Below are 26,385 nucleotides of genomic sequence, written 5' to 3' on the forward strand. Positions count from 1 at the left end.
GCATGCGTTGTTGCTATGCGACGACGGACTCAAGCGCGCTTGTGTGCTAGATAAAAATTTGGCAAAGTCTTGGTTAGGACAGCATCACTGTCGCAATTTTTGGTGGCAAATCCGGCACAGGGTTTGCAACATAAGCAGGCGTCGCGACTAAAAAACACGCCTGCTGAGACGAAATGCCTTTAAGGCGAGATATGGGGTGGCCGCCGGGGACGATGGGCACCACCAGTCTGAATTCTGAAAACGAGGCTCGCAAGACGCGCGAGCGGTAGCCCGAACGGGTTCCGCGAGCGTCAAAGGTGCGCCGACAAGGGTGGCAGAACCCCGACGGGGGTTGAGAGGACGAAGATGAGCGGATCAGAGCACGAGCGCCAATTGATCGAAACCGGCACGCATTCGGCGGCCCCGGCTATCAAATCGGCTAACGTGAAAGATACCGTCATCAAACCGGAACTCCATACCTACCGTCCGCCGGCGCTGGGCCTCTATGACCCGTCGCAGGAAAAGGACGCCTGTGGCGTCGGCTTCATCGCCAACATCAAGGGCCGCAAGTCGCATCAGATCGTGTCTGACGCGATCAGCATCCTCTGCAACCTCGAACACCGCGGCGCCACCGGCGCAGATCCGCGCTTTGGCGACGGCGCCGGTATTCTGGTGCAGATCCCGCATAAGTTCTTCGTCCGCAAGACGGCGGAACTCGGCTTCAGCCTGCCGGAGCTTGGCAAATACGCCATCGGCGCGCTGTTCATGCCGCGTGATACCGCGTGGCGGAAAGTCATTCAGGGCATCATCGGCGACCAGATCAAGGCCGAAGGCCTGAAGCTGCTCGGCTGGCGCGACGTCCCGACCGACAATGCGTCGCTCGGCGAAAGCGTGAAGCCGACCGAGCCTGCCAACATGCAGGTCTTCATCGGCATCGGCAAAGCCAAGATCGCCGACGAGGACGAGTTCGAGCGCCGTCTCTACATTCTCCGCAAGTCGATCTCGCAGGCGATCTATCAGCGCCGCGAGCGCGGCCTCGCGGGCTACTATCCGTGCTCGATGTCGTGCCGCACGATCATCTACAAGGGCATGTTCCTCGCCGACCAGCTCGGCAGCTACTATGCCGACCTGCACGAAGAGGATTTCGAGAGCGCGCTGGCACTGGTGCATCAGCGCTTCTCGACCAACACCTTCCCGACCTGGTCGCTGGCGCATCCGTACCGCATGGTCGCGCATAACGGCGAAATCAACACGCTGCGCGGCAACGTCAACTGGATGGCGGCGCGTCAGGCGTCCATCGAGTCCGAACTTTATGGCAAGGACATCAGCCGTCTGTGGCCGATCTCCTATGAAGGCCAGTCGGACACCGCCTGTTTCGACAACGCGCTCGAATTCCTGGTACAGGGTGGCTACTCGCTGCCCCACGCCGTGATGATGATGATTCCGGAAGCCTGGGCTGGCAATCCCCTGATGGATGAGCAGCGCCGCGCCTTCTACGAATATCACGCCGCAATGATGGAGCCGTGGGACGGCCCTGCTGCGCTGGCCTTCACCGACGGTCGCCAGATCGGCGCGACGCTGGACCGTAACGGTCTGCGCCCCGCACGTTATCTCGTCACCAAGGACGACCGCATCGTGATGGCGTCCGAAATGGGCGTGCTGGCGATTCCGGAAGAAGACATCATCACGAAGTGGCGCCTGCAGCCCGGCAAGATGCTGCTGGTCGACCTCGTCCAGGGCCGTCTGATCCCTGACGACGAGATCAAGGCGACGCTGGCTGCAAGTCATCCCTATAGCGAGTGGCTTGAACACACCCAGATCGTTCTGGAAGAGCTTCCGGACGCGGCGGCCAAGGGCCAGCGTTCCAACCTGCCGCTGCTCGATCGCCAGCAGGCCTTTGGCTACACCCAGGAAGACGTCACCATCCTGCTGACGCCGATGGCGTCGCAGGGCGAGGAAGCGTCGGGCTCCATGGGCACCGACACGCCGATCTCGGCGCTGTCGAGCAAGCCGAAGCCGCTGTTCACCTACTTCAAGCAGAACTTCGCGCAGGTCACCAACCCGCCGATCGATCCGATCCGCGAAGAGCTCGTCATGAGCCTCGTCTCGATCATCGGACCGCGGCCGAACCTGTTCGACCTGCAGGGCGTCGCCACCACCAAGCGCCTTGAAGTTCGTCAGCCGATCCTGACCGACCAGGATCTCGAAAAGATCCGCTCGATCACCGACGTTGCCGAGTCGCATTTCGTCTCGCGCACCCTCGACACCACCTTCCATGCCGGTTTCGGCGCGGCAGGCATGGAGCAGGTGCTCGATGAACTGTGCGCCCGCGCCGAAGCCGCAGTGCGCGAAGGCGTCAACATCATCATCCTGTCCGACCGCATGGCCGGCTCGGATCGCATTCCGATCCCGTCGCTGCTGGCCTGCGCCTCCGTGCATCACCACCTGATCCGCACTGGCCTGCGCACCTCGGTGGGCTTGGTCGTCGAATCCGGCGAACCGCGCGAAGTGCATCACTTCGCCTGCCTCGCCGGCTATGGCGCCGAAGCGATCAACCCGTATCTGGCGTTCGAATCCATCATCGCCATGAAGGACCGGCTGCCGGTGCAGCTCGACGACTATGAAATCGTCAAGCGCTTCATCAAGTCGATCGGCAAGGGCCTGCTCAAGGTCATGTCGAAGATGGGCATCTCGACCTACCAGTCCTATTGCGGCGCGCAGATCTTCGACGCCGTCGGCCTGCGTCAGGAATTCGTGACCAAGTACTTCACAGGCACCCACACCAAGATCGAAGGCGTCGGCCTCGCCGAAATCGCCGAGGAAACCGTGCGTCGCCACAACGAGGCGTTCGGCGAAATCCAGATCTACAAGACCGCCCTCGATGTCGGCGGTGAATACGCCTATCGAAGCCGTGGTGAGGATCACGCCTGGAACGCCGAGTCGGTGTCGCTGCTGCAGCATGCCGTGCGCGGCAACTCGCAGGACCGCTACAGGGCCTTCGCCAAGATCCTCAACGAACAGTCCGAGCGTCTGCTGACGCTGCGCGGCCTGTTCAAGATCAAGACGGCTGAAGACGAGAAGCGCAAGCCTGTGCCGCTCGACGAAGTCGAATCCGCCGCGGACATCGTCAAGCGCTTCGCCACCGGCGCCATGTCCTACGGCTCGATATCGCGCGAGGCGCATACCACGCTGGCCATCGCCATGAACCGGATCGGCGGCAAGTCGAACACCGGTGAAGGCGGCGAGGAGTCGGATCGCTACAAGCCGATGCCGAATGGCGACAGCATGCGTTCGGCGATCAAGCAGGTCGCGTCCGGCCGTTTCGGCGTCACCACGGAATATCTCGTCAATTCCGACATGATGCAGATCAAGATGGCGCAGGGCGCGAAGCCCGGCGAAGGCGGTCAGTTGCCCGGCCACAAGGTCGACGCGACGATTGCCGCCGTGCGCCACTCGACCCCGGGCGTCGGTCTCATCTCGCCGCCGCCGCATCACGACATCTATTCGATCGAAGATATCGCGCAGCTGATCTACGACCTCAAGAACGTCAATCCGACGGGCCAGGTCTCGGTCAAGCTGGTGTCGGAAATCGGCGTCGGCACGGTCGCCGCGGGCGTCGCCAAGGCGCGCGCGGACCACGTGACCATCGCCGGCTTCGAAGGCGGCACCGGCGCATCGCCGCTGACCTCGATCAAGCATGCGGGTTCGCCATGGGAAATCGGTCTTGCCGAAACCCATCAGACCCTGGTGCGCGAACGGCTGCGTAGCCGCATCATCGTCCAGGTCGACGGCGGCTTCCGCACCGGCCGTGACGTCGTCATCGGCGCGCTCCTCGGCGCCGACGAATTCGGCTTCGCCACCGCGCCCTTGATTGCTGCCGGCTGCATCATGATGCGCAAGTGCCATCTCAACACCTGCCCGGTTGGCGTCGCCACCCAGGATCCGGTGCTGCGCAAGCGCTTCACCGGCCAGCCCGAGCACGTCATCAACTACTTCTTCTTCGTCGCCGAGGAAGTCCGCGAGATCATGGCCCAGCTCGGCTATCGCAACTTCGACGAGATGGTCGGCCAGGTGCAGATGCTCGACCAGTCGGCCCTGGTGTCGCACTGGAAGGCCAAGGGTCTCGACTTCTCCAAGCTGTTCGTGCGCCAGCCCGAACTGCCCGGCCAGAAGATCTATCACACCGAGGATCAGGACCATCACCTGGAAGCTGTGCTCGATCGCGAGTTGATAAAGCATGCGCAGCCCGCGCTCGATCGCGGCGCGCCGGTGAAGATCGACACCAAGATCAACAGCACCAACCGTTCTGCCGGCGCCATGCTGGCGGGCTCGGTGGCCAAGATCTATGGCCATGCCGGCCTGCCCGACGACACCATCAAGGTGTCGCTGAAGGGCACCGCCGGTCAGGCCTTCGGCGCCTGGCTGTGCAAGGGCATCACCTTCGATCTCGAAGGCGAAGGCAACGACTATGTCGGCAAGGGCCTCTCGGGCGGCAAGATCATCGTGCGTCCGCCGGCGCATTCCGCCATCGTTCCGGAAGAGTCGATCATCGTCGGCAACACCGTGATGTATGGCGCGATCGAGGGCGAGTGCTATTTCCGCGGCGTCGCCGGCGAGCGTTTCGCCGTGCGTAACTCGGGTGCCGTGGCCGTCGTCGAAGGCGCCGGCGATCACTGCTGCGAATACATGACCGGCGGCATCGTCGTGGTGCTGGGCAAGACCGGCCGTAACTTCGCGGCCGGCATGTCCGGCGGCGTGGCTTACGTGCTCGACGAAACCGGCGACTTCCCGAAGCTGTGCAACATGGCGATGGTCGAACTCGAACCGGTTCTCTCGGAAGAGATGATCGCCGAGAACACCTATCACCACTCCGGCGATCTCGAAGCCCATGGCAAGGTGGACGTATTCGCCAACTTGCTCGATAGCGACATCGAGCGCCTGCATGTGCTGATCACACGTCACGCGAAATATGCCGGCTCCGCCAAGGCTGCGATGATCCTCGCGGACTGGAAAACCTGGCTGCCGAAATTCCGCAAGGTGATGCCGGTCGAGTACCGCCGCGCGCTGCGCGAGTTGAAAGCGAAAAGCGCCGAGGCCGAACCGCAGATCGCGATCGGCGCGTAAGGAAAAGGCCCTCATGGTGAGGAGGCGCGCAGCGCCGTCTCGAACCATGAGGGACAAATCACGCATCCTTCGAGACGCGGCCAAGTGGCCGCTCCTCAGGATGAGGACGGAATTTGGAACTTAAGAGTTCAGAGGCGTCAGTTGTAATGGGCAAGATCACGGGTTTTCTGGAAATCGATCGTCACGACCGCAAGTATGCGCCGGTTGCCGAGCGCCTGAAGGGCTATAACGAGTTCGTCATTCCGCTCAGCGAGAAAGACACCCGCGATCAGGCCGCGCGCTGCATGAATTGCGGCATTCCCTATTGCCACGGCACCGGCTCGGTTCAGCCCGGCACGCCCGGCTGCCCGGTCAACAACCAGATCCCGGACTGGAACGACCTCGTCTATACCGGCAACTGGGAAGAAGCCTCGCGCAACCTGCACTCGACCAACAACTTCCCGGAATTCACCGGCCGCATCTGTCCGGCACCGTGCGAAGCCTCTTGCACGCTGAACATCGATGACAACCCGGTCACCATCAAGACCATCGAATGCGCCATCGTCGACAAGGCATGGGACAATGGCTGGCTGAAGCCGCAGGTCTCCGCCGTGAAGACCGGCCGCAAGGTCGCCGTGATCGGTGCCGGTCCCGCCGGCATGGCCTGCGCACAGCAGCTCGCGCGCGCCGGCCACGACGTCCATGTCTATGAGAAACTCGCCAAGGCCGGCGGGTTGATGCGCTATGGCATTCCCGACTTCAAGATGGAAAAGCACATCATCGATCGCCGCGTCGCGCAGATGGAAGGCGAAGGCGTCACCTTCCATTACGGCAAGGCTGTCGGCGGCACATCACCCGGCGCCATCGACCCCGCCGAATTGCTCAAGGAATATGAAGCCATCGCGCTGACCGGCGGCGCCGAGCACGGCCGCGACCTGCCGATCCCCGGCCGCGAATTCGACGGCATCCATTTCGCGATGGACTTCCTGCCGCAGCAGAACCGCCGCGTCGGCAACGAGCCGCTCGGCGACGTCAAGGAGATCCTGGCCGGCGGCAAGCATGTCGTCGTCATCGGCGGCGGCGACACCGGCTCCGACTGCATCGGCACCTCGCTGCGTCAGGGCGCGCTGTCGGTGACCCAGCTCGAAATCATGCCGGCGCCGCCCGAGCAGGAGAACAAGGGCCTGACCTGGCCGAACTGGCCGCTGAAGATGCGGACCTCGTCGAGCCAAGCCGAAGGCGCCAAGCGCGAATTCGCCGTGCTGACGCAAAGCTTCGAAGGCGTAGACGGCAAGGTCACCAAGCTGAACTGCGTGCAGGTCGACGACAAGTTCAAGCCGATCCCCGGCTCGGAATTTTCGTTGCAGGCCGACCTCGTTCTGCTGGCGATGGGCTTCGTCCATCCCGTCCACGAAGGCATGCTGAAGACCCTCGGCGTCGATCTCGACCAGCGCGGCAACGTCCGCGCCCCGACGACGGATTTCGCTACCTCCCTGCCCAAGGTGTTCTCCGCCGGCGACATGCGCCGCGGCCAGTCGCTGGTGGTCTGGGCGATCCGTGAGGGCCGGTTGTGCGCCCGCGCCATCGATCAGGCGCTGATGGGAACGACGACGCTGCCGAGGTGAGGGCCGCGAGTGATCTAACTCTGAGCTTCAAGAGCCTCGACGCGAAAGTGTCGAGGCTCCTTTCTTATCCCTCCCCCTTGTGGGGAGGGTGGACGGCCGTAAGGCCAGCCGGGTGGGGGTAGCCCAGAGCTCCGATTATCGACTCCATCACGCCATCCAGATTCCGATCCACCTCGAAATTCCAGAACCGCATCACGCGAAATCCCTCGCCGCGCAAGAACGCATCCCGCGCTTCATCCCGACGCGCCGCCTCATCGAAATTATGCTGTCCGCCATCGACTTCGATGACCAAGCGTACGGGTTAATGAAGCTAAGAGAAACCAGCAGATCATGCCGAGCGCTGAGCAGCAATGAACGCCGTCAACTCCGCCGGCCTCGTAAACCGGTGCACCTCGCCGGCAAAGTCCGCCATGCGCTCCATGTCACGCGCACGCTGGTCGCGTCTGTAGTTGACGACAAAACGCAGAAACTCTGCATTGAAACGCTCTGGGCATCCCGGCCCCGTATCCGCACGCACCCGTCCCCAGCCCAAAGTCGCTCGACGTAAAACGCGCCACAGGCAAAGACCGGTTGAATAATCCAGATGGATCAGCGTATCGGCCCGCGCCAGCCGCGACACAAGCGTGCCACTGTAATTTCCATCCATGACCCAGTACGGTTCAGCCGCCAACGCCTCGACTGTCGTGCGCCAGACGTCGCTATCCGGCATGCGCCAACCAGGCTGCCAATAATGACGGTCGAGATGAATGACTGGCAGGCCAGTGATTTCAGACAGCGCACGAGCTGCCGTACTCTTTCCCGCGCCTGGACAGCCGACGATCAAGATGCGTTTCAAAGCAAGAACTCCGCGGAGCAGCAATGCCCTTTTCCCGCTCTTGCATAACGAGCGGGTACGCCACGCTTGAGGGACAAGGGACCTTCGCCATTCTTACTCATGGCGGCTATGACTTTAACGACATATTTCGATATTGACATATTCCTATAAAGGCTGACATTCCTATCACTCTGTCCAACGAGGGCGCTTCTCGAGGGCGTCTTTGGAGGTGGGACAGGGTGCGGCGCCCGCGGACGTGCCTCGCAAGCACGGACTCGGGAGGTCCTGGGTAGCCGTCCGGGCCCACTACGGGGCTCTGCCGCTTGCGGCTGGACGGGTGCGGGTGAAGGCTGGCGAAAGCCGGCCGGATGACGGGCACGATGCCCGTACCCAGTACCCGGAAGCACGGCCCCGGGAACAAAAAAGTCGCGATGGAGCGCCGAAAGGCGTGCGCGCACCGAAGGTCGCTGTCGCAGGCAACCAACGGGACGCGCCACTGACGACAAAGTTGCGCCTTTCGGCGCTCTATCCTCCACATCAAAGGGGACCACCGGAAGGCCAACTTGCGCGGCGGCGCGGGACAGACGGCGCGTGCGCGCGTCGACCCCATTCATGACCGGGACTCGCACAGCGCGACCGGGCGCGCTGCGCATCCCAGAGTGGGTAGCCAGCAACCTCCGGACACGCTAAGCGGATGTCATCCCGCCGGTTCATCCTTCCAAACGTGTTGTCCCTTCCCGCATGAAATTCCTGCTTATTCCGCTCGGCCTTGTGGCGCTTGTCCCGCAGGCCCATGCCAGCGATGCCCGCTTCATGGCGGCCCTCGGCAAGCTCGATCCCAAGACCCGGCTGGAACAGGTCTGCGACTTCGAGGCGATGCGCCGGATCAGCAAGGGCGGCCCGCGCGTCGAGCGCGCCAAATCCGACGCGCTGATGCCGCCGCAACATCTCGGCAATACGATGATCGCCAAGGGCGGCGCCTATCGCGCGGGCGGCAAATGGATGCAGGTCGCCTTCACCTGCAAGGCGACGCCGGACCACAAGACGGTGCTGGATTTCACCTACAAGACGGGAACGGTCATTCCGCCCGCCAAATGGCAGTCTTTGGGACTATGGAAATAGACTAGCCTGCCGGCGTCAGTGCTTGGGCTCGTTCTTGGTGAGCGCGCCGCTATGCGGATCGACATGGACCTCGAAGGTCCGGCCGTCCTTCACGACATCGGCTTCCCAATGGCCGTCGTCGGCCTCAAGCTCTCTGATCTCCGTGTAGCCCAAGCTGCGCAGCTTCTCGGTGACCTGCTGTGCGGTCATCCAGTCCTTGCCCGGGGTATCTGCGGAAGCCCATGAGGGCAGCGCGAAAACGAGCGCAACGGCGAGCAGCAGTGACTTCATGGCAAACCTCCCTGATTTGTCACGACAACTCCGGGATTGCCGCTTTGTTCGGCACAGGCCTTGGCTGCGGCCTCGCTGTTCACCCTGCCGCTAAAAGTTCCGGGATTTGCTTGACGTTAACGCCGGGCGGCGCTTGATGGCGGGATCGCGGCTGCCCGCTTGCGGCCCGAATCCGGTAGTATGTCGAGCGGGAACCCGGGTCTGCGGACCCTGCGATTGCGGTCGAGGCGCATGTCACAGAAGCCCAACTTGCCGAGATGGCGGATCGATCACTGGCGTGCCGAAAAGGGCACGCTGATGGTGCTCGCCGTGGCGCTGGGCCTCCTGATCGGCATCGTGGCGCCGGCCTCCGCGCAGTTCTTCGGTTTCGGCGGTCCGCAGCAACCTCCTCCACGTCCGCAGCGCAATGTGCCTCAAGGCGGCGGTGGCGGCTTCGGCTGGTTCGGCGGCGGCAATGACAGCCCGTTTTTCGCGCCGTTCCAACAACAACAGGCGCCGAAGCGGGCCGCTCCGCGCGAGGACTATTCACGCGCACCATCGCCGGAAAAACGCGACGCACCGGCCGAGCGCAACGTGCTGGTGCTCGGCGACAGCATGGCCGACTGGCTCGCTTACGGCCTCGAGGACGCCTATGCCGAACAGCCCGACATGGGCGTGATCCGCAAGCACAAGACCGTCTCCGGCCTGCTGCGCTATCAGCCGAAGGGCGATCCCGCCGATTGGGCCGCGGCGGCCAAGGGCATTCTTGCCACCGAGAAGCCCGATGCGATCGTCGTCATGCTCGGCCTCAATGACCGCGTCGCAATCCGCGAGCCCGACAAGGCGGCCGAGAAGAAGGGCGCCAAGAAGGACGAAAAGAAAGACAGCGCCGCGGAAGTGAAGCCCGGCGACAAGCCGGCGGAGCCGGAAGCTGACGATGCAGATATTCCCGATCCCGGTTCGATCGTGACCGAGCGCGGCGCGCGCACCGGCGGCATGGTCGATTTCCGCGACGAGCGCTGGGGCGAACTCTACTCGAAGAAGATCGAGGAGATGATCAATGTCGTGAAGGCGAAGGGCGTACCCGTGCTGTGGGTCGGCCTGCCGGCAGTGCGCGGCACCAAGGCGACCGCCGACATGCTCTATCTCGACAATCTCTATCGCGACGCCGCGACCAAGGCCGGCATCACCTACGTCGATATCTGGGACGGCTTTGTCGACGAAGCCGGCCGCTTCCTGCAGCAGGGCCCGGATTTCGAAGGCCAGATCCGCCGGCTGCGTGCGGCCGACGGCGTCTATTTCACCAAGGCCGGCGCCCGCAAGATGGCGCATTACGTCGAGCGCGAAATCACCCGTTTGCTCTCCGGCCGCTCCGCGCCGATCGCGCTGCCGAGCGAGCCTGCGACGCCGGACCTCAATGCCGTGCCTGGCGCGCCAGCGCCGCGTCCGCTGGCCGGCCCCATCGTGCCATTGGTCGCCTCCTCGGTCGGCACCGATCAACTGCTCGGCGGCCCCGGCGTGAAGCCGGTGAGTGTCGATGCACTGGTCGCGCGTGTATTGGTCAAAGGCGAGCCACTCGCCGCACCGGCCGGCCGCGCCGATGACTTCGCCTGGCCGCGCCGCGAGATCGGCCGCGAACAGGCCAAGGGCGATGTTCCCGTCGCGGCGGCCACACCTGCTACCTCAGGCACGAGCGGCGCTGCGACGACAGGACCGGATGGCATCGTTCCGGTGATGGCAGCGCCGGCCGCACCGAAGAAAAAGCCGAAGCCCGTCATCGCCACCGAAGCGCCGTCATCCTTCGGTAGTTTCTTTGGCTTCGACGATACGCCGCGCCGCGCGCCCGTCCAGCAGGCGCCCCAGCGCCCCCGCCCGGCCCAGGCACCCGGCCCGCGCCCGCCCGCCAATGTCGGCCCCGCCGCCTCCGCCCCCTCCGGTTTCTTCACGCGCTAATCGCGCGAAAAATTCCGACGCGAAATTTCAGAGTCAAAAAAATCCCTCAGCCTTTGCGGGCTGAGGGATTTTCGCTTCTGGATATTTTCTTGGACGTTTTCTCAGATGCGACTGCTGACGCTTCTGCAGCGTCCGTTATGTCAGCCGCGATCTGCTATCAATAACCGAAACGGTTCGGACGACGGCGCGGCGGACGCGTCATCAGCATCGCCAGCGCAAAGCCGATACCGCCTGCGATCAGCAGCGAGCCCAGCGGATTGTCGCGGACCTTGTCGGTGATCGCCTGCGTGCCGTCGCGATAGACGTCGCTGTCGAGTGCATCCTTGGCATAGCTGGTGGCGGCGTCCGATGCGTCACGCACGGCGTCCTTGGCTTGGCCGTACAGGTTCTGCACGGTGCCCGTCGCTTCGCGCGCGCGGCCCGAGGCTTCAGTCCGCTCATCGCCCGTGGCTCGGCCGATCACACCTTCAACCTTGCCAGCTGCATCCTTGGCTGCGCCCGCAATACGGTCCTTGTCCATGTCCATTACTCCGTGAGGAAATTCTCGCCGGTGTAATGCCTGAAGCCAGTACTGGTTCCGCCGCGATGCAGGCGCCGTCAATTTAAAGGATCAAACCGCCATCGACGACCAGCGTATGACCGCAAACATAGGATGACAGCGGCGACGCAAGGAACAATGCGGCGCCGGCCATATCGGCAGGCGTGCCGAGGCGCTGCAGCGGGATCCTGGCAATCGCGCCTTCCAGCCGCTTCGGATTCGCTGTCGTGACCTTTGTCATCTTGGTGTCAACGAGCCCCGGCGCGATACCGTTGACACGGATGCCGTCTTCCGACCACGCCTGCGCCAATGTGCGCGTGAGGCCGACCGCGCCGGTCTTCGACGCATTGTAAGAGGGATTGCCCTTGGTGGCATGATAGGCCGCGGTGGAACTGACAATGATCAATCGGCCCTTGCTGGCCTTGAGCTGCGCATGAAACTTCGTCGCGCAGCCCATCAGGCTGATCAGATTGACTTCCATCACCTTGCGGAAGCCATCCATCTCGAACTCGCCGCGGCGATAGATCACAGCACCCTGCGCAAGGATCAGCACATCGACCCGATCGAGCTTCGGATCGAAGGCCTCGATGGCCGACGCGCTGCCAACATCGAGCTGGCTGTAGCCGAGGCCGTCGAGATCGGAACCTTCATCGATCGTGTAGTCGCTGGCCTTGGCGCGCGTACCGCACACATGCACGCGTGCGCCGCGCGCACGAAACGCCTGCGCCATGCCGTTGCCGATGCCGCTGGATCCGCCGACGATAAGCACCTGTTGGCCGCTGAAATCGAGTTCGTTCATCCCTGATTATCCTTCTTGATTTTATCGACGCATGTTTGACCGCGCCCGCGATCGGTGCAAGCCTTCAATCAAGCCTCATCATGAAGGCGCAAAATTCGGAGGATGCCTTGTCGGATTTCAAACAACTCAGCCGCTCGGTGCGCGGCCTCACAGTTCTCGTCACCGGCGCTGCAAGCGGCATGGGCCGCGCGACGGCGCGCGTGTTCGGCGACGAAGGCGCCAATGTTGCCGTCACGGATATTTCGGCGGACGGGATTGCCGCAGTGTCGGATGCGATCACATCAGGCGGCGGCAGCGCACACGCATGGACGCTCGACGTTGCCGATCCCGATCGCATCCGCACAGTGGTCAGCGACGTCGCCGCGCATTTCGGGAGTCTCGATATCATCGTCAACAATGCCGGCATCTCAGTTTCCACCGCGATCGACCAGGACGGCTATGACGCCGCGTGGGATCGCGCCATCGCGGTGATGCTGACCTCGCACCAGCGCATCGTCCGCGCCGCGCTGCCGCACCTGCGCAAATCGCCCTCGCCGCGGATCGTCAACATCGCGTCCACCGAAGCGCTCGGCGCCACCGCACTGCACAGTCCCTATTCCGCGGCGAAGGCCGGCGTTACCGGCCTCACGCGCTCGCTCGCGGTGGAACTCGGCCGCGACGGCATCACAGTGAATTGCATCTGTCCCGGCCCGATCACGACGGGGATCACCGAACCCATCAGCGAAGAACACAAGGTGATCTTCGCCAAGCGCCGCACCGTTCTGCGCCGCTACGGAGAGCCGGAAGAAGTCGCGCATATGACGCTAAGCCTGTGCCTGCCTGCCGCGTCCTATATCACAGGCGCGGTGATCCCAGTCGACGGCGGCCTCATGGCACGCAATGCGTAACTGCATTCGCGCCGATTGACATCAGTCCGCACGGGCGTAGCATTTTTCTCAAGCGGCCTAGCATGATCGGAAGCCGCAATCGAATGGGTCAACCATTCCACACGGAGGAAATCTGCAATGCCCGTGACGATCCGCAAACTACATCCCTTGTTCGTCGGCGAAGTGACCGGCGTCGATCTGACCAAGCCCATCAGCCCCGATGACGCCGCTGCCATCGAGCGCGGCATGGATAACTACGCTGTTCTGATATTCCCCAAGCAGGATATCACCGACGAACAGCAACTCGCTTTCGCACAGAATTTCGGTGAGCGCGAGAATCGAAAAGGCGGCTCCGTCACCAAGAAGGAAGACTACCGGCTGACATCGGGTCTCGCCGACGTATCCAATCTCGGCAAGGACGGCAAGCCGCTGCCGAAAGACAGCCGGGCACACCTGTTCAATCTCGGCAACTGCCTGTGGCACTCCGACAGTTCCTTCCGGCCTATCCCCGCAAAATTCTCGCTACTGTCGGCGCGCGTGGTCAACCCGAAGGGTGGCAATACCGAATTCGCCGACATGCGCGCGGCCTATGATGCGCTCGACGGTGATGCCAAGGCCGAGATCGAGGACATGATCTGCGAACACTCGCTGATGACGTCGCGCGGCGCGCTCGGCTTTCTCGACTACACCGACGAAGAAAAAGAGATGTTCAAGCCGGTGCTGCAACGGCTGGTGCGCACCCATCCGGTGCATGGCCGGAAGTCGCTGTATCTGTCGTCGCATGCCGGCGCGATCCAGGGCATGTCGGTGCCCGAAGCCCGCGTATTGTTACGCGATCTCAACGAGCACGCCACGCAGCCGCAATTCGTCCATGTCCACAAATGGACGCTGCATGATCTCGTGATGTGGGACAATCGCCAGACCATGCATCGCGTCCGCCGCTACGACCAGTCGCAGCCGCGCGACATGCGCCGGGCCACAGTCGCCGGCAATGCGCCGACGGTGGCGCAGCAGGCGGCGGAATAACCTGCCGTTCAAAGACAGGCGCGCCGCACGATGCGGCACGCCCGTGTGCGTTCTAGATCCGCTCGATCTTTGCCTTCTCCAGCACCTCGCTCCAGCGCTTCACGTCGGAGGCGAGGAGATCGATGACCTCCTTCGGCTGCGAGGCCTTAGCCTGGCTACCGAGCGACAGCAGCCGCTCCTTCACGCTCTCATCCTTGAGCAGTGTGACCGTCGCAGCGTTCAACTTTGCCACGACGTCGTCGGGAAGGCCGACCGGGCCAACGAGGCTGTACCAGCCCGGCGCGGCGTAACCGGGAAAGCCCGCTTCGGCCACGGTGGGAATATCGGGGAAAGACGGGAAGCGTTCAGCCGTCGTCACCGCGAGTGCGCGGAACTTGCCGGCCTTGATCTGCTCGATCATCGAGATCGGCGGATCGACCATGAAGTCGATGCGCCCCGCGAGGACTTCGACAACGGCCTGAGCGCCGCCGCGAAACGGAATGTGCTGAAACTTCACGCCGGCCAACTGCCCGATCTGCTCGACGATCAGATGCGGGCCCGAGCCGACACCGGGCGTGCCGTAAGTGAGCGGCTTGTCCGGCTGCTTCTTTGCAGAAGCGATCAACTCGGCGAGATTCTTGAAGGGCGCGTCCGCATTACACGAGAACATGTAGGGCGCTTCGGAGACCTGGCAGATACCCTTGAGGTCATCGACCGGCTTGTAAGGCAGGCTCTTGTAGAAGGCCGACGACGCGCCATAGGTCGCGGTGATCAGCGAGATCGTGTAGCCGTCGGGCGCCGAGCGGGCGAGCTGCGCCCCGGCGAGCGTCGTGCCGGCGCCGGGCTTGGTTTCGACCACCACGGTCTGGCCGAGAATTTTCGACAGACCTTCGGCGAGCACACGCGAGGTTGCGTCGGTGCCGCCGCCCGGCGCGAAACCGTGCAGCAGGGTGATGGACCGTTCCGGCCACGCCGCTTTAGCCTGAAATGGAAGAAGGCTTGCCGACAACCCGGCCAGCAGCGTGCGCCTGTTCAACATCGATAGTCCCCAAGAATGCATCAAGGGGAGCAGCCTAACACGCATGCTGCACTGCGGTATAATGTTATGCGCTATGGCCCTCTGCGCAGGGCGCTTATCTCACCCGGAGCCGATCCAGCATCTCCGATGATGCAAACCCATCAGCAGGCGCGCCGACGGAGGCCTGGAAATTGCGCAAGGCTTCACGGGTCTGGCCGCCGAACTGGCCGTCCGGCGTGCCCTTGTAGAAGCCGCGCTGCGTCAGCAGCTGCTGCAGCTCAAGCCGTTCTGCGCGGGATAGCACGCGCTCCTGACGCGGCCATGGCTGCACGAAAGGCGGACCGCCGCGCAACCGATCGGCAAAATGGCCGATGGCCATCGCATAGGCCTCGGCCGGATTGTATTTCATGATGACGCGGAAATTCGTCAGCATCAGGAAGCCCGGCCCCTGCGAACCGGCGGGCGCGAGTAGATAGGCCTTTTCTGTCATGCGCGGGAACGGCTGGTTGTTCGCCCGCTTGAGGCCAAGCTGCTCCCATTGCGGCAGCGTCATCGCCTTGGCCTTGTCGGCCAGCATGTAGTTGAAGCCCTGTGGAACCACGACTTCGTAGCCCCAGGTCTGACCGCTCTGCCAGCCATCCTTTTTCAGGTTGTTGGCGGTCGAGAAAATCAGATCGGTCGGGTTGTCCACCACGTCACGGCGACCATCGCCGTCGCCGTCCACCGCAAAGCGTTTGAACGCGGTCGGCATGAACTGGGTCGGGCCGAATGCGCCGGCCCAAGAGCCGCGCATCTGTTCAGGCCTCAGATCGCCGCGATGCAGGATTTCCAGAGCAACCAGAAACTCGTCCTTGAAATAGGCCTGGCGGCGGCCGACGCAGGCTAGCGTCGCCGTCGAGCGCAGCACACTGCGATCGCCGATCATCGTCGAGTAGTTCGACTCGATGCCCCAGATCGACGCGACGATGTAGCGATCGACGCCGTAAGCCTTCTCGGCCGCATCGAAGATCGTCTTGTACTGCGCCAGCACCTCACGGCCCTTGGCCATCCGGTTGTCGTTCACCAGGATGTCGAGATAGTCCCAGATCGCCTTGGTGAATTCCGGCTGCGAATCCATCAGGTCCATGATTCGCAGATCCGGCGTCAGCCCGGCGGTGAAACGCTGATAGCTGTCCTGCGAGATGCCGCGGCGTGCGGCATCAGGCCACAGTCCGGCAATGCAGTTGTCGAAATTACCAGCGGCCTCGCGGATTGCCTGTGCAGTCATCAGCGGATGGCCGGATGCGCCGTTCTCGCCGCTCCAGGGCTGCGCTCCGGGCGCGCCGGGCAGTGCCGCCTGTGGCGGCGGGTCCTGGGTCTGCGACGATCCGCTAAAGATATTGTCGAACAGGCTGAAAGGGCCGCTCTTGCTCTGCGCCTGCGCCGCCACGGGCAGGGCTGCCGTAAGCAAAACTGCGCCGAGCGCAGCTACACCGCATGTCAGGCTACGCGCCATCTTCGTCGCAGATTTCATCACTATCCATCTCGGGAATCTGACCGGAATTTGGTCATGACTGTGGCATGACAGGAGGCCCGGCGAGGGTTTCCATCAGCTTAACACTATTCCAGTTTTGCCTGGCTGGGCGAACGTGCCGCGCGGCAGAAAGGATAATTGCAGACATGTAGCCCGGCACCACACATCCGCCTTTGTTCCCGGTTGCAAACGGAACCAGCAGGCGCAATCTTCGTTGGCCTGCCTGCGTCGTTCCCCTCCAAGGTCATTGCAAAGTCCCCTGATGAAAATTCGCAAAGCCGTTTTTCCGGTCGCCGGCCTCGGCACCCGCGTCCTTCCCGCCACCAAGGCGATGCCGAAGGAAATGCTGACCATCGTCGATCGGCCGTTGATCCAATATGTGGTCGACGAAGCCCGCGAGGCCGGCATCGAGCATTTCATCTTCGTTACCGGCCGCAACAAGGGCATCATCGAAGATCACTTCGACCGCATGTTCGAGCTCGACGAGACACTCAAGAGCCGCAACAAGTCTGCCGAGATCGAACAGCTGGCGCTGTCCCAGCCTGCCGCCGGCGCCATGAGCTTCACGCGCCAGCAGGCGCCGCTCGGGCTTGGCCATGCTGTGTGGTGTGCCCGCGATATCGTCGGCAATGAGCCCTTCGCCGTGGTGCTGCCGGACGAACTGGTGCTGAATTCCCCGGGCTGCCTGAAGCAGATGGTCGATATCGCGGGAGCGCTTGGCGAAAAGTCCAACCTCGTTGCCGTCGAGGAAGTCCCGATGGACATGACGCATCAATACGGCATCTGCGGTGTCGGCGAGCGCCACCCAACTCACGAAGCCGCTTTCACCATCGACGGCATGGTCGAGAAACCCCCGAAGGGCACCGCGCCGTCCAACCTTTCGATTACCGGCCGCTACATCCTGCAGCCGGAGATATTCAAAATTTTGGAGACCCAGGAGCGCGGCGCAGGTGGCGAAATCCAGCTCACCGATGCGATGATCGGCCTCGCCAAGAGCCAGTCGTTCTACGGCGTGGAATTCGAAGGCGAGCGGCACGATTGCGGTTCGAAGTCCGGCTTCCTGCGCGCCAATATCGCGTTCGGCCTGCAACGCCCCGATCTGCGCGAAGGTCTGCGCGCCGAAATGCTGCGTTACCTCGGAGAGTAAGCGCTAGGCTGCAATCGCCTGGTGCGCATCGCCTGCGATGACACACTGGTTGCGGCCTGCGGCCTTCGCCGCATAGAGCGCCTTGTCGGCAGCTTCGACCAGTCCCGTCCACTCCATCGTCACCAGCGGCTTCACGCTGGCGACGCCGATGCTGACCGTGAGCATCGCAGGATCGGCCGGCACCTGTTCGACGCGACGTCGAATGGTTTCGGCAACCTCATAGGCATCCTGCACGGTCGCACCGGGCAGCAGCACGGCGAACTCTTCCCCGCCATAGCGCGCGGCACAGTCGCCGGCCCGCTTCGCCGCTCCTGCGATGCAATTCGCGATCGCGATCAGGGCAGTGTCTCCGGATTGATGACCGAAGCTGTCGTTGAAAACCTTGAAATGGTCGGCGTCGATCAACAGCAGTGCCATCGGCCGTGAATGCCTGATGGCGCGACGCCATTCCAGCTCCATCGCCGCATCGAATTTGCGGCGATTGCGCAGCCCAGTGAGGCCATCGGTCGTGGCCAGTTCTTCAAGCTTGTGCTCTGCGTGCGCGCGGCGGCCTATTTCGCGCGCCAGGAACAGTGTCACCGCGGTGATGAAGATAATCAGCGCCAGCATGATGCCGCCGATCTTGATCGCCTGCTGATACCACAGACTGTAGATGCCGGCCCACGGCCGGCCGACGATCACGAGCAACGGCCGACCGCTGTCGCGCCACACATAGAGGCGCTCGATCTGGTCAACGACACCGACGCCCGAATACGACCCGTTGGACCGGCTCAGCGCCCGCATCACGCCGGGGGTCTTGCTCAGATCCCTGCCGACCACGTCGAGATCGAACGGCGTACGCATGATGACGACGCCGTCGCGGCGGATCACTGTGATGTTGTCGTCCTTGTTCAGCCGCAAGCGGCCGAACAGATCATGAAAGTAGGCGAACCGGATGGCACCCGCGACGACGCCGGCAAAATTGCCATCGACGTCGGTGATGCGGCGGCTCAGCACGACGGAATACGCGCCCCGGTGCAGCATCGGTTTGCTGACATAGAGCCCGCGCTCGCCGTCGAACTTGTGTACCTTGAAGAACTCTTCGTCGGCACTGCTCTGCTTGGCAGGATCGAGCGATGCCGCATCGATGATAAGATCGCCATGCGCATCGAACACCTGGATGGATGCGAACTGGCGCGCTGATGCCGCATTGTCGAACAGGATCAGCTGGCGCATTTCCTTGCTCAGCTTGTCGATCTCGGGCGTATTGATGCCGGAAATGACAGCGCGCAACGACAGATCGTATTGTTCAACAGTTCGACCTATATCAGAATCGATGGAGGTGGCGAGGTTCTCGGCAGTCTGTCGCGCGAGCGCTTCCTCGCCGCGGCGCATATCGAGCATCACAGTGCCGCAAACGGCCGAAAAGCCAATGATCGTGACCAGCGACGACAGAATCAACAGCTTGGCCGATAACGGCCAGCGTCGAATTCCCGTGCTTGCATTCCCCGACTTCATCATGTGCTCCGTACCCCACGGATCGCACGCGAATGCTTGCCGAGCGCTTAAGTACCGGCTTTGGGTTCCACACGGCGTTAACGAACGGTTGCGGAAAATGCTCGGATGACGCACTTCCGATGTCGATTTACCGAAATCGCGCTGTAGCGCCTGATCGCGCGGGCGCGTATGACGTTTGCGAGATTATACCGAGGACAATTCCGTGCCTGACTACGACCTGCTCCGCGCCTACCTGGCCAGCCAGACCAAGGACGAATTCGTGCTGAGCATGGATGCGATCGAGGAGATCATCGACGACGCGCTGCCGCGCGCGTCGCACCGGGCCTCGTGGTGGGAGACCGAGCGCGCGCCCGATGAGCACATGCCGCAGCGCGAGGCCTGTATCGCAGCCGGCTTCATCGCCATCCGATTGCCCGATGGCTCCGGTGTAAAATTTCGCCGGAAGACGGCCAAGTTCATGCGGAAGTGGAATTAGGACGAGCGACGTGGCGCCCAGCGATTTTTGACCGCTATCGCTGCAGTCTCACGCCCAGCATCACCACGGTCGAGGCCGTGCTCGCGCCAAGGATGTTTGAATCCAGGATATCGCGGCGCACCTGAGCCTTGAGCTGGATTTCACGGTTCAGCTTGTAAACGAGATCACCCTGCAGCGAGTAGATCTTATCGAAGCGGAAGTTTTCCTGATAATCCTGCGTCACGTAAGTGAACTTGCCCGTGGCCGTCAGCCAGCGCCGGAAGTCGTGATTGACCTCGACCGTATAGGTGCGCGTGAGAATGCCGGGAACGCCGGGAACGGTGGTCTCGTCGATCGACGTGGTCGAAACGAATTTCGCGGTCGTCAGCGGTGTGGCCGTCCAGATCAGCGACGCTGACGTCAGCAGGCCCTTGAGAACCTCCAGCCGCGTATCCGTATAGCTGCGCGCTGCATAACCGATTGAGGCTTCGCCCGTCAGCAGACGCGTGAATTCAAACGTCGTGCCGGCCTTGATATAGCCGCCGCTGGAATCGCGGAGATAGCCGAAGCGATCCGCCCGATCGTCGTGCACACGGACATCGCCCTGGACTTCGGCGAACGGCTTCAGACCCGGCAGCACTTCATAGGTGGCGCGGCCGACGCCGCCATACTGATTGAAATTACGGTCATTGTTGTTGGTCTGGGTGCCGTCGGTCAGTTTCGAATCCTGATAGACGGTGCGATCGACGAGACCATCGACCTTGATCTGAAGGCGGTTGAAGTCCTTCTCGACCCCGAGCGACCCACCAGTCGTCGTGAACAGCGGGAACTCCTTCAAGCCGGCCTGAATGTTCGGGCTGCCCGGATTATCCGCGCCGACCCGCATACGCATTTCGCTGTTAACGCGCAGGTCGCGGGCGACATCGAGACGACCGGCGATCTTGCCGTTGAATTCGGCGCGATCGACATTTTCGGGTGCCGGCGAAGTCTGGAATGGCGCTGCGGGAAACTGTTTCTCATAGCCGGTGAAGGATCCGCGCAGATCCACGATGATCGAGTGCCGCGTCCAGTCGGTTGCGGCCAGCAGCTCCGGCGCGACCTTGTAGAACGACGACCCCTTCGGCTGCACGAAACGCGCCGGATTGTTGTCGAAACCGCCATAGATTTCCACGGCTGACTTCACGAGAAAGCTGCCGACGCGCACGCCGGTCGGGGCATAAGGATCGGGATCAATCGGCAATCGCCGGCGCGGCGGCTGACCTACCACCGTGCCGGCAACCGATGGGGCGACGGGAGGCTTGGCGGCCTTGGCCGATGGCGGTGACGGCCGCGTTTCGGGCACCAGCGGCGGCGGCGGGCTGCCAGGCCCCACTGGCGGCTTCGGCTTCTTCGCGCCCGGATAATATTTGATCTGCTTGCGCTTGCGGTTGAGCGCATCGAATCCGGTGCCGGCGGCGCCCGATGCGGCGGGCATCGGCGGCGTGATGATCGACTGCGGGATGCGATCCGGCGATAGCTGGCTGGTCTGCAGCGTTCCATTTGGCTGGAGCGGCGCATCCGTCGTCCGGCGTGTCGGCAGGTTCTGCGGTGACACGAAGCCGCCCGGGACCGGCGCCAGCAGGTCTGACGTCAATGCTTGCGAGAATGCCGGAGATGGCATGAGGAGGCTCAGGCACAGACATGCCGAAACCGCGCCGTTGGCCCAGGCGCGGTTGCGGCGGTCGCGTACTCGACCCATCCTCACGATCAGAAAAACTCCAACACTATCAAAATCTTACAAAATCCACCAAGAGCGACGCCGGAGGCGCGCGCGACAACTCATGGTTAAGGGAGTTAAAACGCTTATGGTTAATGGCCCGTTGAGATCGCATCGGCGGGGTTTCGCCAGGCAGGCCCAGCCGTGCTAAGAGGACGGCGACACAGCCGGACAATTTACGGCCCCAGGATGCGATTGATGCCCCTCTCCAAGACACCCGGCCTTCCGACGAAAACGACGGCAGCGATGAGCGATCAGGCCATTGAAGCGATTGCCTCTGCGCTGCGTACGCTGGAGGCCGAAGCCAGCGGCGTCACCGCGCTGGCCACCGCGCTGCAATCCGACCTTGGCCCGGCCTTCGTCGCCGCCGCCGACCTGATCCTCAAGGCGAAGGGCCGCCTGATCATCACCGGCCTCGGCAAGTCCGGCCATATTGGCCGCAAGATCGCCGCGACCTTCGCCTCGACCGGAACACCTGCCTTCTTCGTCCATGCCGCCGAAGCCAGCCATGGCGATCTCGGCATGATCACGCCCGACGACGTCATCATGGCGCTGTCGTGGTCCGGCGAGCAGCCGGAAATGAAGAACCTCATCACCTATGCCAAGCGTTTCAGGATCGGCGTGATCGCGATCACCTCCGAAGCCACCTCGACGCTGGCCGAGGCCGCCGATGTCGCGCTGACGCTGCCGAAGGCGCGCGAGGCCTGCCCGCATAATCTCGCGCCCACGACATCGTCGCTGATGATGCTGGCGATGGGCGATGCGCTGGCGATCGCGCTGCTGGAAGGCCGTGGCTTTACGTCGGTGGATTTCAGCGTGCTGCACCCCGGAGGCAAGCTCGGCGCAATGCTGAAATACACCCGCGACCTCATGCATTCAGGCGACGCCGTGCCGCTCAAGCCGCTCGGCACCAAGATGTCCGATGCGCTGGTGGAAATGTCCTCGAAGGGATTTGGCTGCGTCGGCATCACCGATGGCAACGGCCATGTGGTCGGCATCGTCACCGACGGCGATCTCCGCCGTCACATGCGCGCCGACCTGATGACGGTCTCGGTCGATGAAGTCATGACCAAGAATCCCAAGACCATCAGCCGCGACCTGCTCGCCGGCGAGGCGCTGGAAATCCTCAACTCGTCGAAGATCACCGCGCTGCTGGTGACGGACGCCAGAAAGCCCGTCGGCATCGTGCATCTGCACGATCTGCTACGGGCGGGCGTGGCGTAAGCCACGTTAGCTGGCAGTTCGCAGGAACCTTGCCGCATTCGCTTCGAGTGGCAATGCCAAGCCGTTCGCGATGTACGACACCGTACGATAGAATCCACACAGCAGGATGATCTCGAAGATTTTCGCGTCATCGTAGTGAGCGGCCAGCGTCTTGAACTCCTCATCGCTGAGCGTGGCGCGGTGATGCAGCGCATCGACTGCCGCGATCAGAGCTTGTTCCGCTGACGACCAGCATGTCGCCTGTGAGTCACCGTCAACGGTCGCCTTCACCTCAGCTTCCGTCAGTTTCGCCGCGTCTGCAAAGGTCGCGACATGGACGCCCCATTCATATTCGCATCCGGTCAGTGCGCAGGTGCGATCTATGACAATCTCGCGCTCCCGCAGCGACAGCGGTCCGCGATCAAGCAGGCCAGCTGCGCGAAATTTGCTCCATGCCCTCGGATGACCGGCGATCACGCGAAACAGCATCAGCGGCGGCGCCCCGCGCATGATCGCATCGAATTGCGTCTGAATATCGGAAGCATAAGGCGGCTGCAGCGGCGCGATGCGTGACATGCCCAACTCCTGCGCTACTATAATCGTAGCGATATGCTACATATTCTGTAGCGACCTGCAAGAGAGAATGTGATGGCAAAGTCCGTTTCCAAGCAGCCCAGACGCGCCGTGCGCGGCTCGACGACCGGCCGACCGATCATGGCGCTGCTCGACCTGCTAGGCCGGCGCTGGACGCTGCGCATTCTTTGGGAGTTGCGTGAGCACTCCCTGACCTCACGAGCGCTGCGCGAGGCTTGCGACGACGCGTCCCCTACCGTTCTGCAGGCACGCCTGAGCGATCTCAGAGACGCGGGTCTGATCGCGCTGCGGCCCGACGGCTATGGGCTGACGGATACGGGCCGGGAGTTGCAGGACACCTTCCTGCCACTGCATCATTTTGCGGAGCGGTGGAGCAAATCGCTTGCCGCCGACTGATCAAGCCACATCCACCGTCAGGCTCGCTCCGTCCGCCTTCACAATCTTCACCTTGGTGCCTGCCGGCGTATCCGGGCCACTGACGCGCCAGACCGTGTCGTCAATGCGCACGATGCCCTCGCCGTCGATGATCGGTCGATCCAGCGTGCAGACACGCCCGACCAGCGCATCGGAGCGCTTGTTGAGGAACGGATTCGGATTGGCGCCGGGCTTCTGGCGCGCAATCCGTCGCCACAGCGGGACGGCTGCCAGCGCGAACAATCCGAACAGCAGGATCTGCACTTGCCAGGACGGCGTGACGATGAAGGACAGCACGCCGACGAGGAATGCGGACAGCCCGAGCCAGAACATGAAGACGCCGGGCGCCAGCAGCTCCAGCGCCATCAGCAGCACGCCAAAGATCAGCCAGTTCCAGCTGCCCAAAGTGACGAACATTTCGGCCATTGCGAAATCCCTAGCTGCGCGGCGGCGTTGTACCCGCCGGCGGCACTGATCCGCTGCGGCGCGCGGCAGCCTGGGCCGAGGTCGAGTTCTCGCCGAAGGTCGCCTTGGCGATCTCGCCGATACCGGCCAGCGAGCCCAGCATGCTCATGGCTTCCACCGGCAGCATGATGACCTTCTGGTTCGGCGATTCCGCAAGCTGGCCGAACGCCTTGATGTATTTGTCGGCGATGAAGTAGTTCAGCGCCGCAACGTCACCCTTCGAAATCGCCTCCGACACCACCCGCGTTGCGTTGGCTTCGGCCTCTGCGGAACGCTCGCGTGCCTCGGCGTCACGGAACGCAGCCTCGCGGCGACCTTCGGCCTGCAGGATCTGGCCCTGCTTGGCACCTTCGGCACGGAGAATTTCCGACTGGCGCTGACCCTCAGCCTGCAGAATATCGGCGCGCTTGACACGCTCGGCCTTCATCTGCCGGCCCATAGCCTCGACCAGATCGGCCGGCGGCACGATGTCCTTGATCTCGATGCGGTTGACCTTGAGGCCCCATGGCGACACCGCGGCATCGACGACGCGCAGCAGCCGCTCATTGATCTCGTCACGATGCGACAGCACCTGATCGAGATCCATCGAGCCCATTACCGAACGGATGTTGGTCATGGTCAGCACGATGATCGCCTGATTGAGGTCGGACACTTCGTAGCTTGCCTTGGCCGCGTCGAACACCTGGAAGAACGCGACGCCGTCCACGGTGACGGTGGCGTTGTCCTTGGTGATCACTTCCTGCTCGGGGATGCTGATCACCTGCTCCATCATGTTCATCTTGCGACCGACGCGGTCGAAATAAGGGATGATGAGGTTGAGGCCTGGCGACAGCGTGCGGGTGAATTTGCCGAAGCGTTCGATGGTCCAGTCATAGCCCTGCGGCACGGTCTTCACGCCGGCAAACAGCGTGAAGATGATCAGCAGTACAACGGCGATGGCGAAAATGTCGTAACCGGACATCAAAGTCTCCCTGCGGCAAAATGGACGCGCAACATATGGCGCCTCGTTGTTTTGTCGGCGTGGAGGATTTTAAGGTTCGAAATCGGGAAAAGCGAGAGCGCCGACGTGATCACGAGCCACGGACCTCTCAGCCGTCATTGCGAGGAGCCCTTGCGACGAAGCAATCCAGTCTTCGCTTGTGGCTTCTGGATTGCTTCGCTGCGCTCGCAATGACGTGGATGGGTTGGAGCGCCCTTAGATCCAGCCCTGCAGCTCGCGCAGCACAAGCTGGCGGATCGTGTCCATGCCCTCGTCGCTGTCGTTGAGGCAGGGGATCGCAGAGAATTGCTCGCCGCCATTGTGCATGAAGATCTCGCAATTCTCCTGCGCGATTTCTTCCAGCGTCTCCAGGCAGTCGGCCGAGAAGCCAGGCATTACGACGGCAATGCGACGCACGCCGTCCTTAGCGAGCTGCTCGATGGTCTTGTCCGTATAGGGCTGAAGCCAGGCATCGAAGCCGAAACGGGACTGGAAGGTCAGCAGCAGCTTCGGCGCATCCGGCCCAAGCCGTTTGCGCAGCGCTTCGGTCGTGGCCACGCATTGCGCCTGATAAGGGTCGCCCTTGTCGATGTATTTCTGCGGCATGCCGTGGAACGACGCCACGATCATTTCCGGCACGAATGACAGCGTCGCCAGATGCTTCTCGATCGAGGTCGCCAGCGCGCCGATATAATCCGGCTCATCATAATAAGGCGGTGTGACCCGCAGCGTCGGCTGCGCCCGCATGGTGCCGAGCACGCGGAACACTTCGTCGCAAACGGTCGCGGAGGTCGCCGCCGAATATTGCGGATAGAGCGGCACCACCAGAATGCGGTCGCAGCCCTTTGCAGTCAGCTCGGCAATGCGGGAGCGGATGGAGGGATTGCCGTAGCGCATCGCCCAGTCCACCACGAGATGTGTATGACTATCGAGCGAGGCTGCGAGCTTGTCGGACTGCGCACGCGTGATCGTCTTCAGCGGAGACTCGTTCTTCTCCGTGTTCCAGATCTTCAGATAGTCCTTGGCCTTGCGGCGCGGCCGCGTGGTCAGGATGATGCCATTGAGGATCAGCTTCCACAGCAGGCCCTGGTTCTCGATCACGCGCGGATCGGACAGGAACTCTCTGAGATAGACGCGCACGCCGCGGGTATCCGCCGTGTCGGGAGTTCCGAGATTGACCAGCAAGACGCCGACGCGTTCCGGTATCTCCAGGGTGGAGGCCAGTGGCTGCTCGAGGGAAACGACATTTGTCATGATGCCGGTGGCTTCGCGCTTTGGCTGGACCTTGTCAA

At 62.7% G+C, this 26,385-nt stretch carries 23 protein-coding genes; 10 read left to right on the plus strand and 13 right to left on the minus strand.

All coding sequences use genetic code 11. The features are described 5' to 3' along the window. Window positions 1-345 precede the first annotated feature (345 nt). Together gltB and AB8B02_RS21040 are read left to right on the plus strand one after the other, a co-directional pair. On the plus strand, window positions 346-5,103 hold the full coding sequence (gene gltB / locus AB8B02_RS21035) for a glutamate synthase large subunit (RefSeq protein WP_439065073.1): 4,758 nt from the start codon (window positions 346-348) through the stop codon (window positions 5,101-5,103). Window positions 5,104-5,249: 146 nt separating this feature from the next. Further along, a complete protein-coding gene (locus AB8B02_RS21040) occupies window positions 5,250-6,707 on the plus strand; it encodes a glutamate synthase subunit beta (protein WP_439065074.1) in 1,458 nt (485 codons plus the stop codon). Window positions 6,708-6,771: 64 nt separating this feature from the next. On the opposite strand, the gene AB8B02_RS21045 is transcribed toward AB8B02_RS21040, so the two are convergent. Further along, window positions 6,772-6,999: an endonuclease domain-containing protein gene (locus tag AB8B02_RS21045; protein WP_439065075.1), complete on the minus strand. Its 228-nt coding sequence runs from the start codon at window positions 6,997-6,999 to the stop codon at window positions 6,772-6,774. A 36-nt stretch (window positions 7,000-7,035) separates the two neighbouring features. Continuing rightward, window positions 7,036-7,542: an adenylate kinase gene (locus AB8B02_RS21050; protein ID WP_439065076.1), complete on the minus strand. Its 507-nt coding sequence runs from the start codon at window positions 7,540-7,542 to the stop codon at window positions 7,036-7,038. Between the two features lie 720 nt (window positions 7,543-8,262). On the opposite strand from AB8B02_RS21050, the gene AB8B02_RS21055 reads away from it, so the two are divergent. Beyond that, a complete protein-coding gene (locus AB8B02_RS21055) occupies window positions 8,263-8,643 on the plus strand; it encodes a DUF930 domain-containing protein (RefSeq protein ID WP_120287194.1) in 381 nt (126 codons plus the stop codon). 15 nt (window positions 8,644-8,658) lie between these two features. Here the strand turns inward: AB8B02_RS21055 and AB8B02_RS21060 are convergent, their stop codons facing one another. Continuing rightward, window positions 8,659-8,913, minus strand: a complete 255-nt coding sequence (locus AB8B02_RS21060) for a PepSY domain-containing protein (protein WP_093757199.1) — start codon at window positions 8,911-8,913, stop codon at window positions 8,659-8,661. A 231-nt stretch (window positions 8,914-9,144) separates the two neighbouring features. On the opposite strand from AB8B02_RS21060, the gene AB8B02_RS21065 reads away from it, so the two are divergent. Then, entirely contained in the window at window positions 9,145-10,845 is a 1,701-nt protein-coding gene (locus tag AB8B02_RS21065) for an SGNH/GDSL hydrolase family protein (RefSeq protein ID WP_439065077.1), read from the plus strand. Window positions 10,846-11,002: 157 nt separating this feature from the next. Here the strand turns inward: AB8B02_RS21065 and AB8B02_RS21070 are convergent, their stop codons facing one another. Both AB8B02_RS21070 and AB8B02_RS21075 read right to left on the minus strand, forming a co-directional pair. Next, window positions 11,003-11,365 carry a CsbD family protein gene (locus AB8B02_RS21070; protein WP_089266232.1) on the minus strand — a complete coding sequence of 121 codons (363 nt, stop codon included), beginning with the start codon at window positions 11,363-11,365 and terminating at the stop codon, window positions 11,003-11,005. Between the two features lie 82 nt (window positions 11,366-11,447). Further along, complete coding sequence (locus tag AB8B02_RS21075; RefSeq protein WP_175367770.1) at window positions 11,448-12,182, minus strand: SDR family NAD(P)-dependent oxidoreductase; 735 nt, start codon at window positions 12,180-12,182, stop codon at window positions 11,448-11,450. A 107-nt stretch (window positions 12,183-12,289) separates the two neighbouring features. Here AB8B02_RS21075 and AB8B02_RS21080 point away from each other — a divergent pair, with 107 nt between their 5' ends. Both AB8B02_RS21080 and AB8B02_RS21085 read left to right on the plus strand, forming a co-directional pair. Next, entirely contained in the window at window positions 12,290-13,069 is a 780-nt protein-coding gene (locus AB8B02_RS21080; protein ID WP_439065078.1) for an SDR family NAD(P)-dependent oxidoreductase, read from the plus strand. Window positions 13,070-13,186: 117 nt separating this feature from the next. Continuing rightward, window positions 13,187-14,074 (plus strand): TauD/TfdA dioxygenase family protein, encoded by an 888-nt coding sequence (locus tag AB8B02_RS21085; protein WP_439065079.1) that lies wholly within the window; start codon window positions 13,187-13,189, stop codon window positions 14,072-14,074. 52 nt (window positions 14,075-14,126) lie between these two features. Here the strand turns inward: AB8B02_RS21085 and AB8B02_RS21090 are convergent, their stop codons facing one another. Further along, window positions 14,127-15,092: a Bug family tripartite tricarboxylate transporter substrate binding protein gene (locus AB8B02_RS21090; RefSeq protein ID WP_115032964.1), complete on the minus strand. Its 966-nt coding sequence runs from the start codon at window positions 15,090-15,092 to the stop codon at window positions 14,127-14,129. Between the two features lie 94 nt (window positions 15,093-15,186). Beyond that, window positions 15,187-16,584 (minus strand): lytic murein transglycosylase, encoded by a 1,398-nt coding sequence (locus tag AB8B02_RS21095; RefSeq protein ID WP_439065080.1) that lies wholly within the window; start codon window positions 16,582-16,584, stop codon window positions 15,187-15,189. 262 nt (window positions 16,585-16,846) lie between these two features. Between AB8B02_RS21095 and AB8B02_RS21100 the strand changes: the two genes are divergently transcribed. After that, complete coding sequence (locus AB8B02_RS21100; RefSeq protein WP_068728967.1) at window positions 16,847-17,731, plus strand: UTP--glucose-1-phosphate uridylyltransferase; 885 nt, start codon at window positions 16,847-16,849, stop codon at window positions 17,729-17,731. 3 nt (window positions 17,732-17,734) lie between these two features. Here AB8B02_RS21100 and AB8B02_RS21105 read toward each other — a convergent pair whose 3' ends face one another. Beyond that, complete coding sequence (locus tag AB8B02_RS21105; protein WP_170849588.1) at window positions 17,735-19,231, minus strand: sensor domain-containing diguanylate cyclase; 1,497 nt, start codon at window positions 19,229-19,231, stop codon at window positions 17,735-17,737. 199 nt (window positions 19,232-19,430) lie between these two features. Here AB8B02_RS21105 and AB8B02_RS21110 point away from each other — a divergent pair, with 199 nt between their 5' ends. Beyond that, entirely contained in the window at window positions 19,431-19,703 is a 273-nt protein-coding gene (locus AB8B02_RS21110; RefSeq protein WP_089266229.1) for a hypothetical protein, read from the plus strand. Window positions 19,704-19,737: 34 nt separating this feature from the next. Here the strand turns inward: AB8B02_RS21110 and AB8B02_RS21115 are convergent, their stop codons facing one another. Continuing rightward, window positions 19,738-21,342, minus strand: coding sequence for an outer membrane beta-barrel protein (locus AB8B02_RS21115; protein ID WP_439065081.1), 1,605 nt, complete (start codon window positions 21,340-21,342; stop codon window positions 19,738-19,740). Between the two features lie 342 nt (window positions 21,343-21,684). Between AB8B02_RS21115 and AB8B02_RS21120 the strand changes: the two genes are divergently transcribed. Continuing rightward, window positions 21,685-22,662 carry a KpsF/GutQ family sugar-phosphate isomerase gene (locus tag AB8B02_RS21120; protein WP_439065908.1) on the plus strand — a complete coding sequence of 326 codons (978 nt, stop codon included), beginning with the start codon at window positions 21,685-21,687 and terminating at the stop codon, window positions 22,660-22,662. A gap of 6 nt (window positions 22,663-22,668) precedes the next feature. Here the strand turns inward: AB8B02_RS21120 and AB8B02_RS21125 are convergent, their stop codons facing one another. Then, window positions 22,669-23,217 (minus strand): carboxymuconolactone decarboxylase family protein, encoded by a 549-nt coding sequence (locus tag AB8B02_RS21125; RefSeq protein ID WP_439065082.1) that lies wholly within the window; start codon window positions 23,215-23,217, stop codon window positions 22,669-22,671. A gap of 72 nt (window positions 23,218-23,289) precedes the next feature. On the opposite strand from AB8B02_RS21125, the gene AB8B02_RS21130 reads away from it, so the two are divergent. Then, window positions 23,290-23,631 (plus strand): winged helix-turn-helix transcriptional regulator, encoded by a 342-nt coding sequence (locus AB8B02_RS21130; protein ID WP_439065083.1) that lies wholly within the window; start codon window positions 23,290-23,292, stop codon window positions 23,629-23,631. Here AB8B02_RS21130 and AB8B02_RS21135 read toward each other — a convergent pair whose 3' ends face one another. The 3 genes from AB8B02_RS21135 to hemH all read right to left on the minus strand — a co-directional run bounded on the left by AB8B02_RS21135 (window position 23,632) and on the right by hemH (window position 26,347). Next, on the minus strand, window positions 23,632-24,075 hold the full coding sequence (locus AB8B02_RS21135) for an NfeD family protein (RefSeq protein WP_093757207.1): 444 nt from the start codon (window positions 24,073-24,075) through the stop codon (window positions 23,632-23,634). A gap of 10 nt (window positions 24,076-24,085) precedes the next feature. Further along, window positions 24,086-25,075, minus strand: coding sequence for an SPFH domain-containing protein (locus AB8B02_RS21140; RefSeq protein WP_089265787.1), 990 nt, complete (start codon window positions 25,073-25,075; stop codon window positions 24,086-24,088). Window positions 25,076-25,309: 234 nt separating this feature from the next. Beyond that, the gene (hemH, locus tag AB8B02_RS21145; RefSeq protein ID WP_439065084.1) at window positions 25,310-26,347 is read right to left on the minus strand and encodes a ferrochelatase; all 1,038 of its coding nucleotides are present in this window, start codon (window positions 26,345-26,347) and stop codon (window positions 25,310-25,312) included. Window positions 26,348-26,385: the final 38 nt, after the last annotated feature.

This window comes from Tardiphaga sp. 862_B3_N4_1, from assembly GCF_051811085.1.
Classification (GTDB): Bacteria; Pseudomonadota; Alphaproteobacteria; order Rhizobiales; family Xanthobacteraceae; genus Tardiphaga; species Tardiphaga robiniae.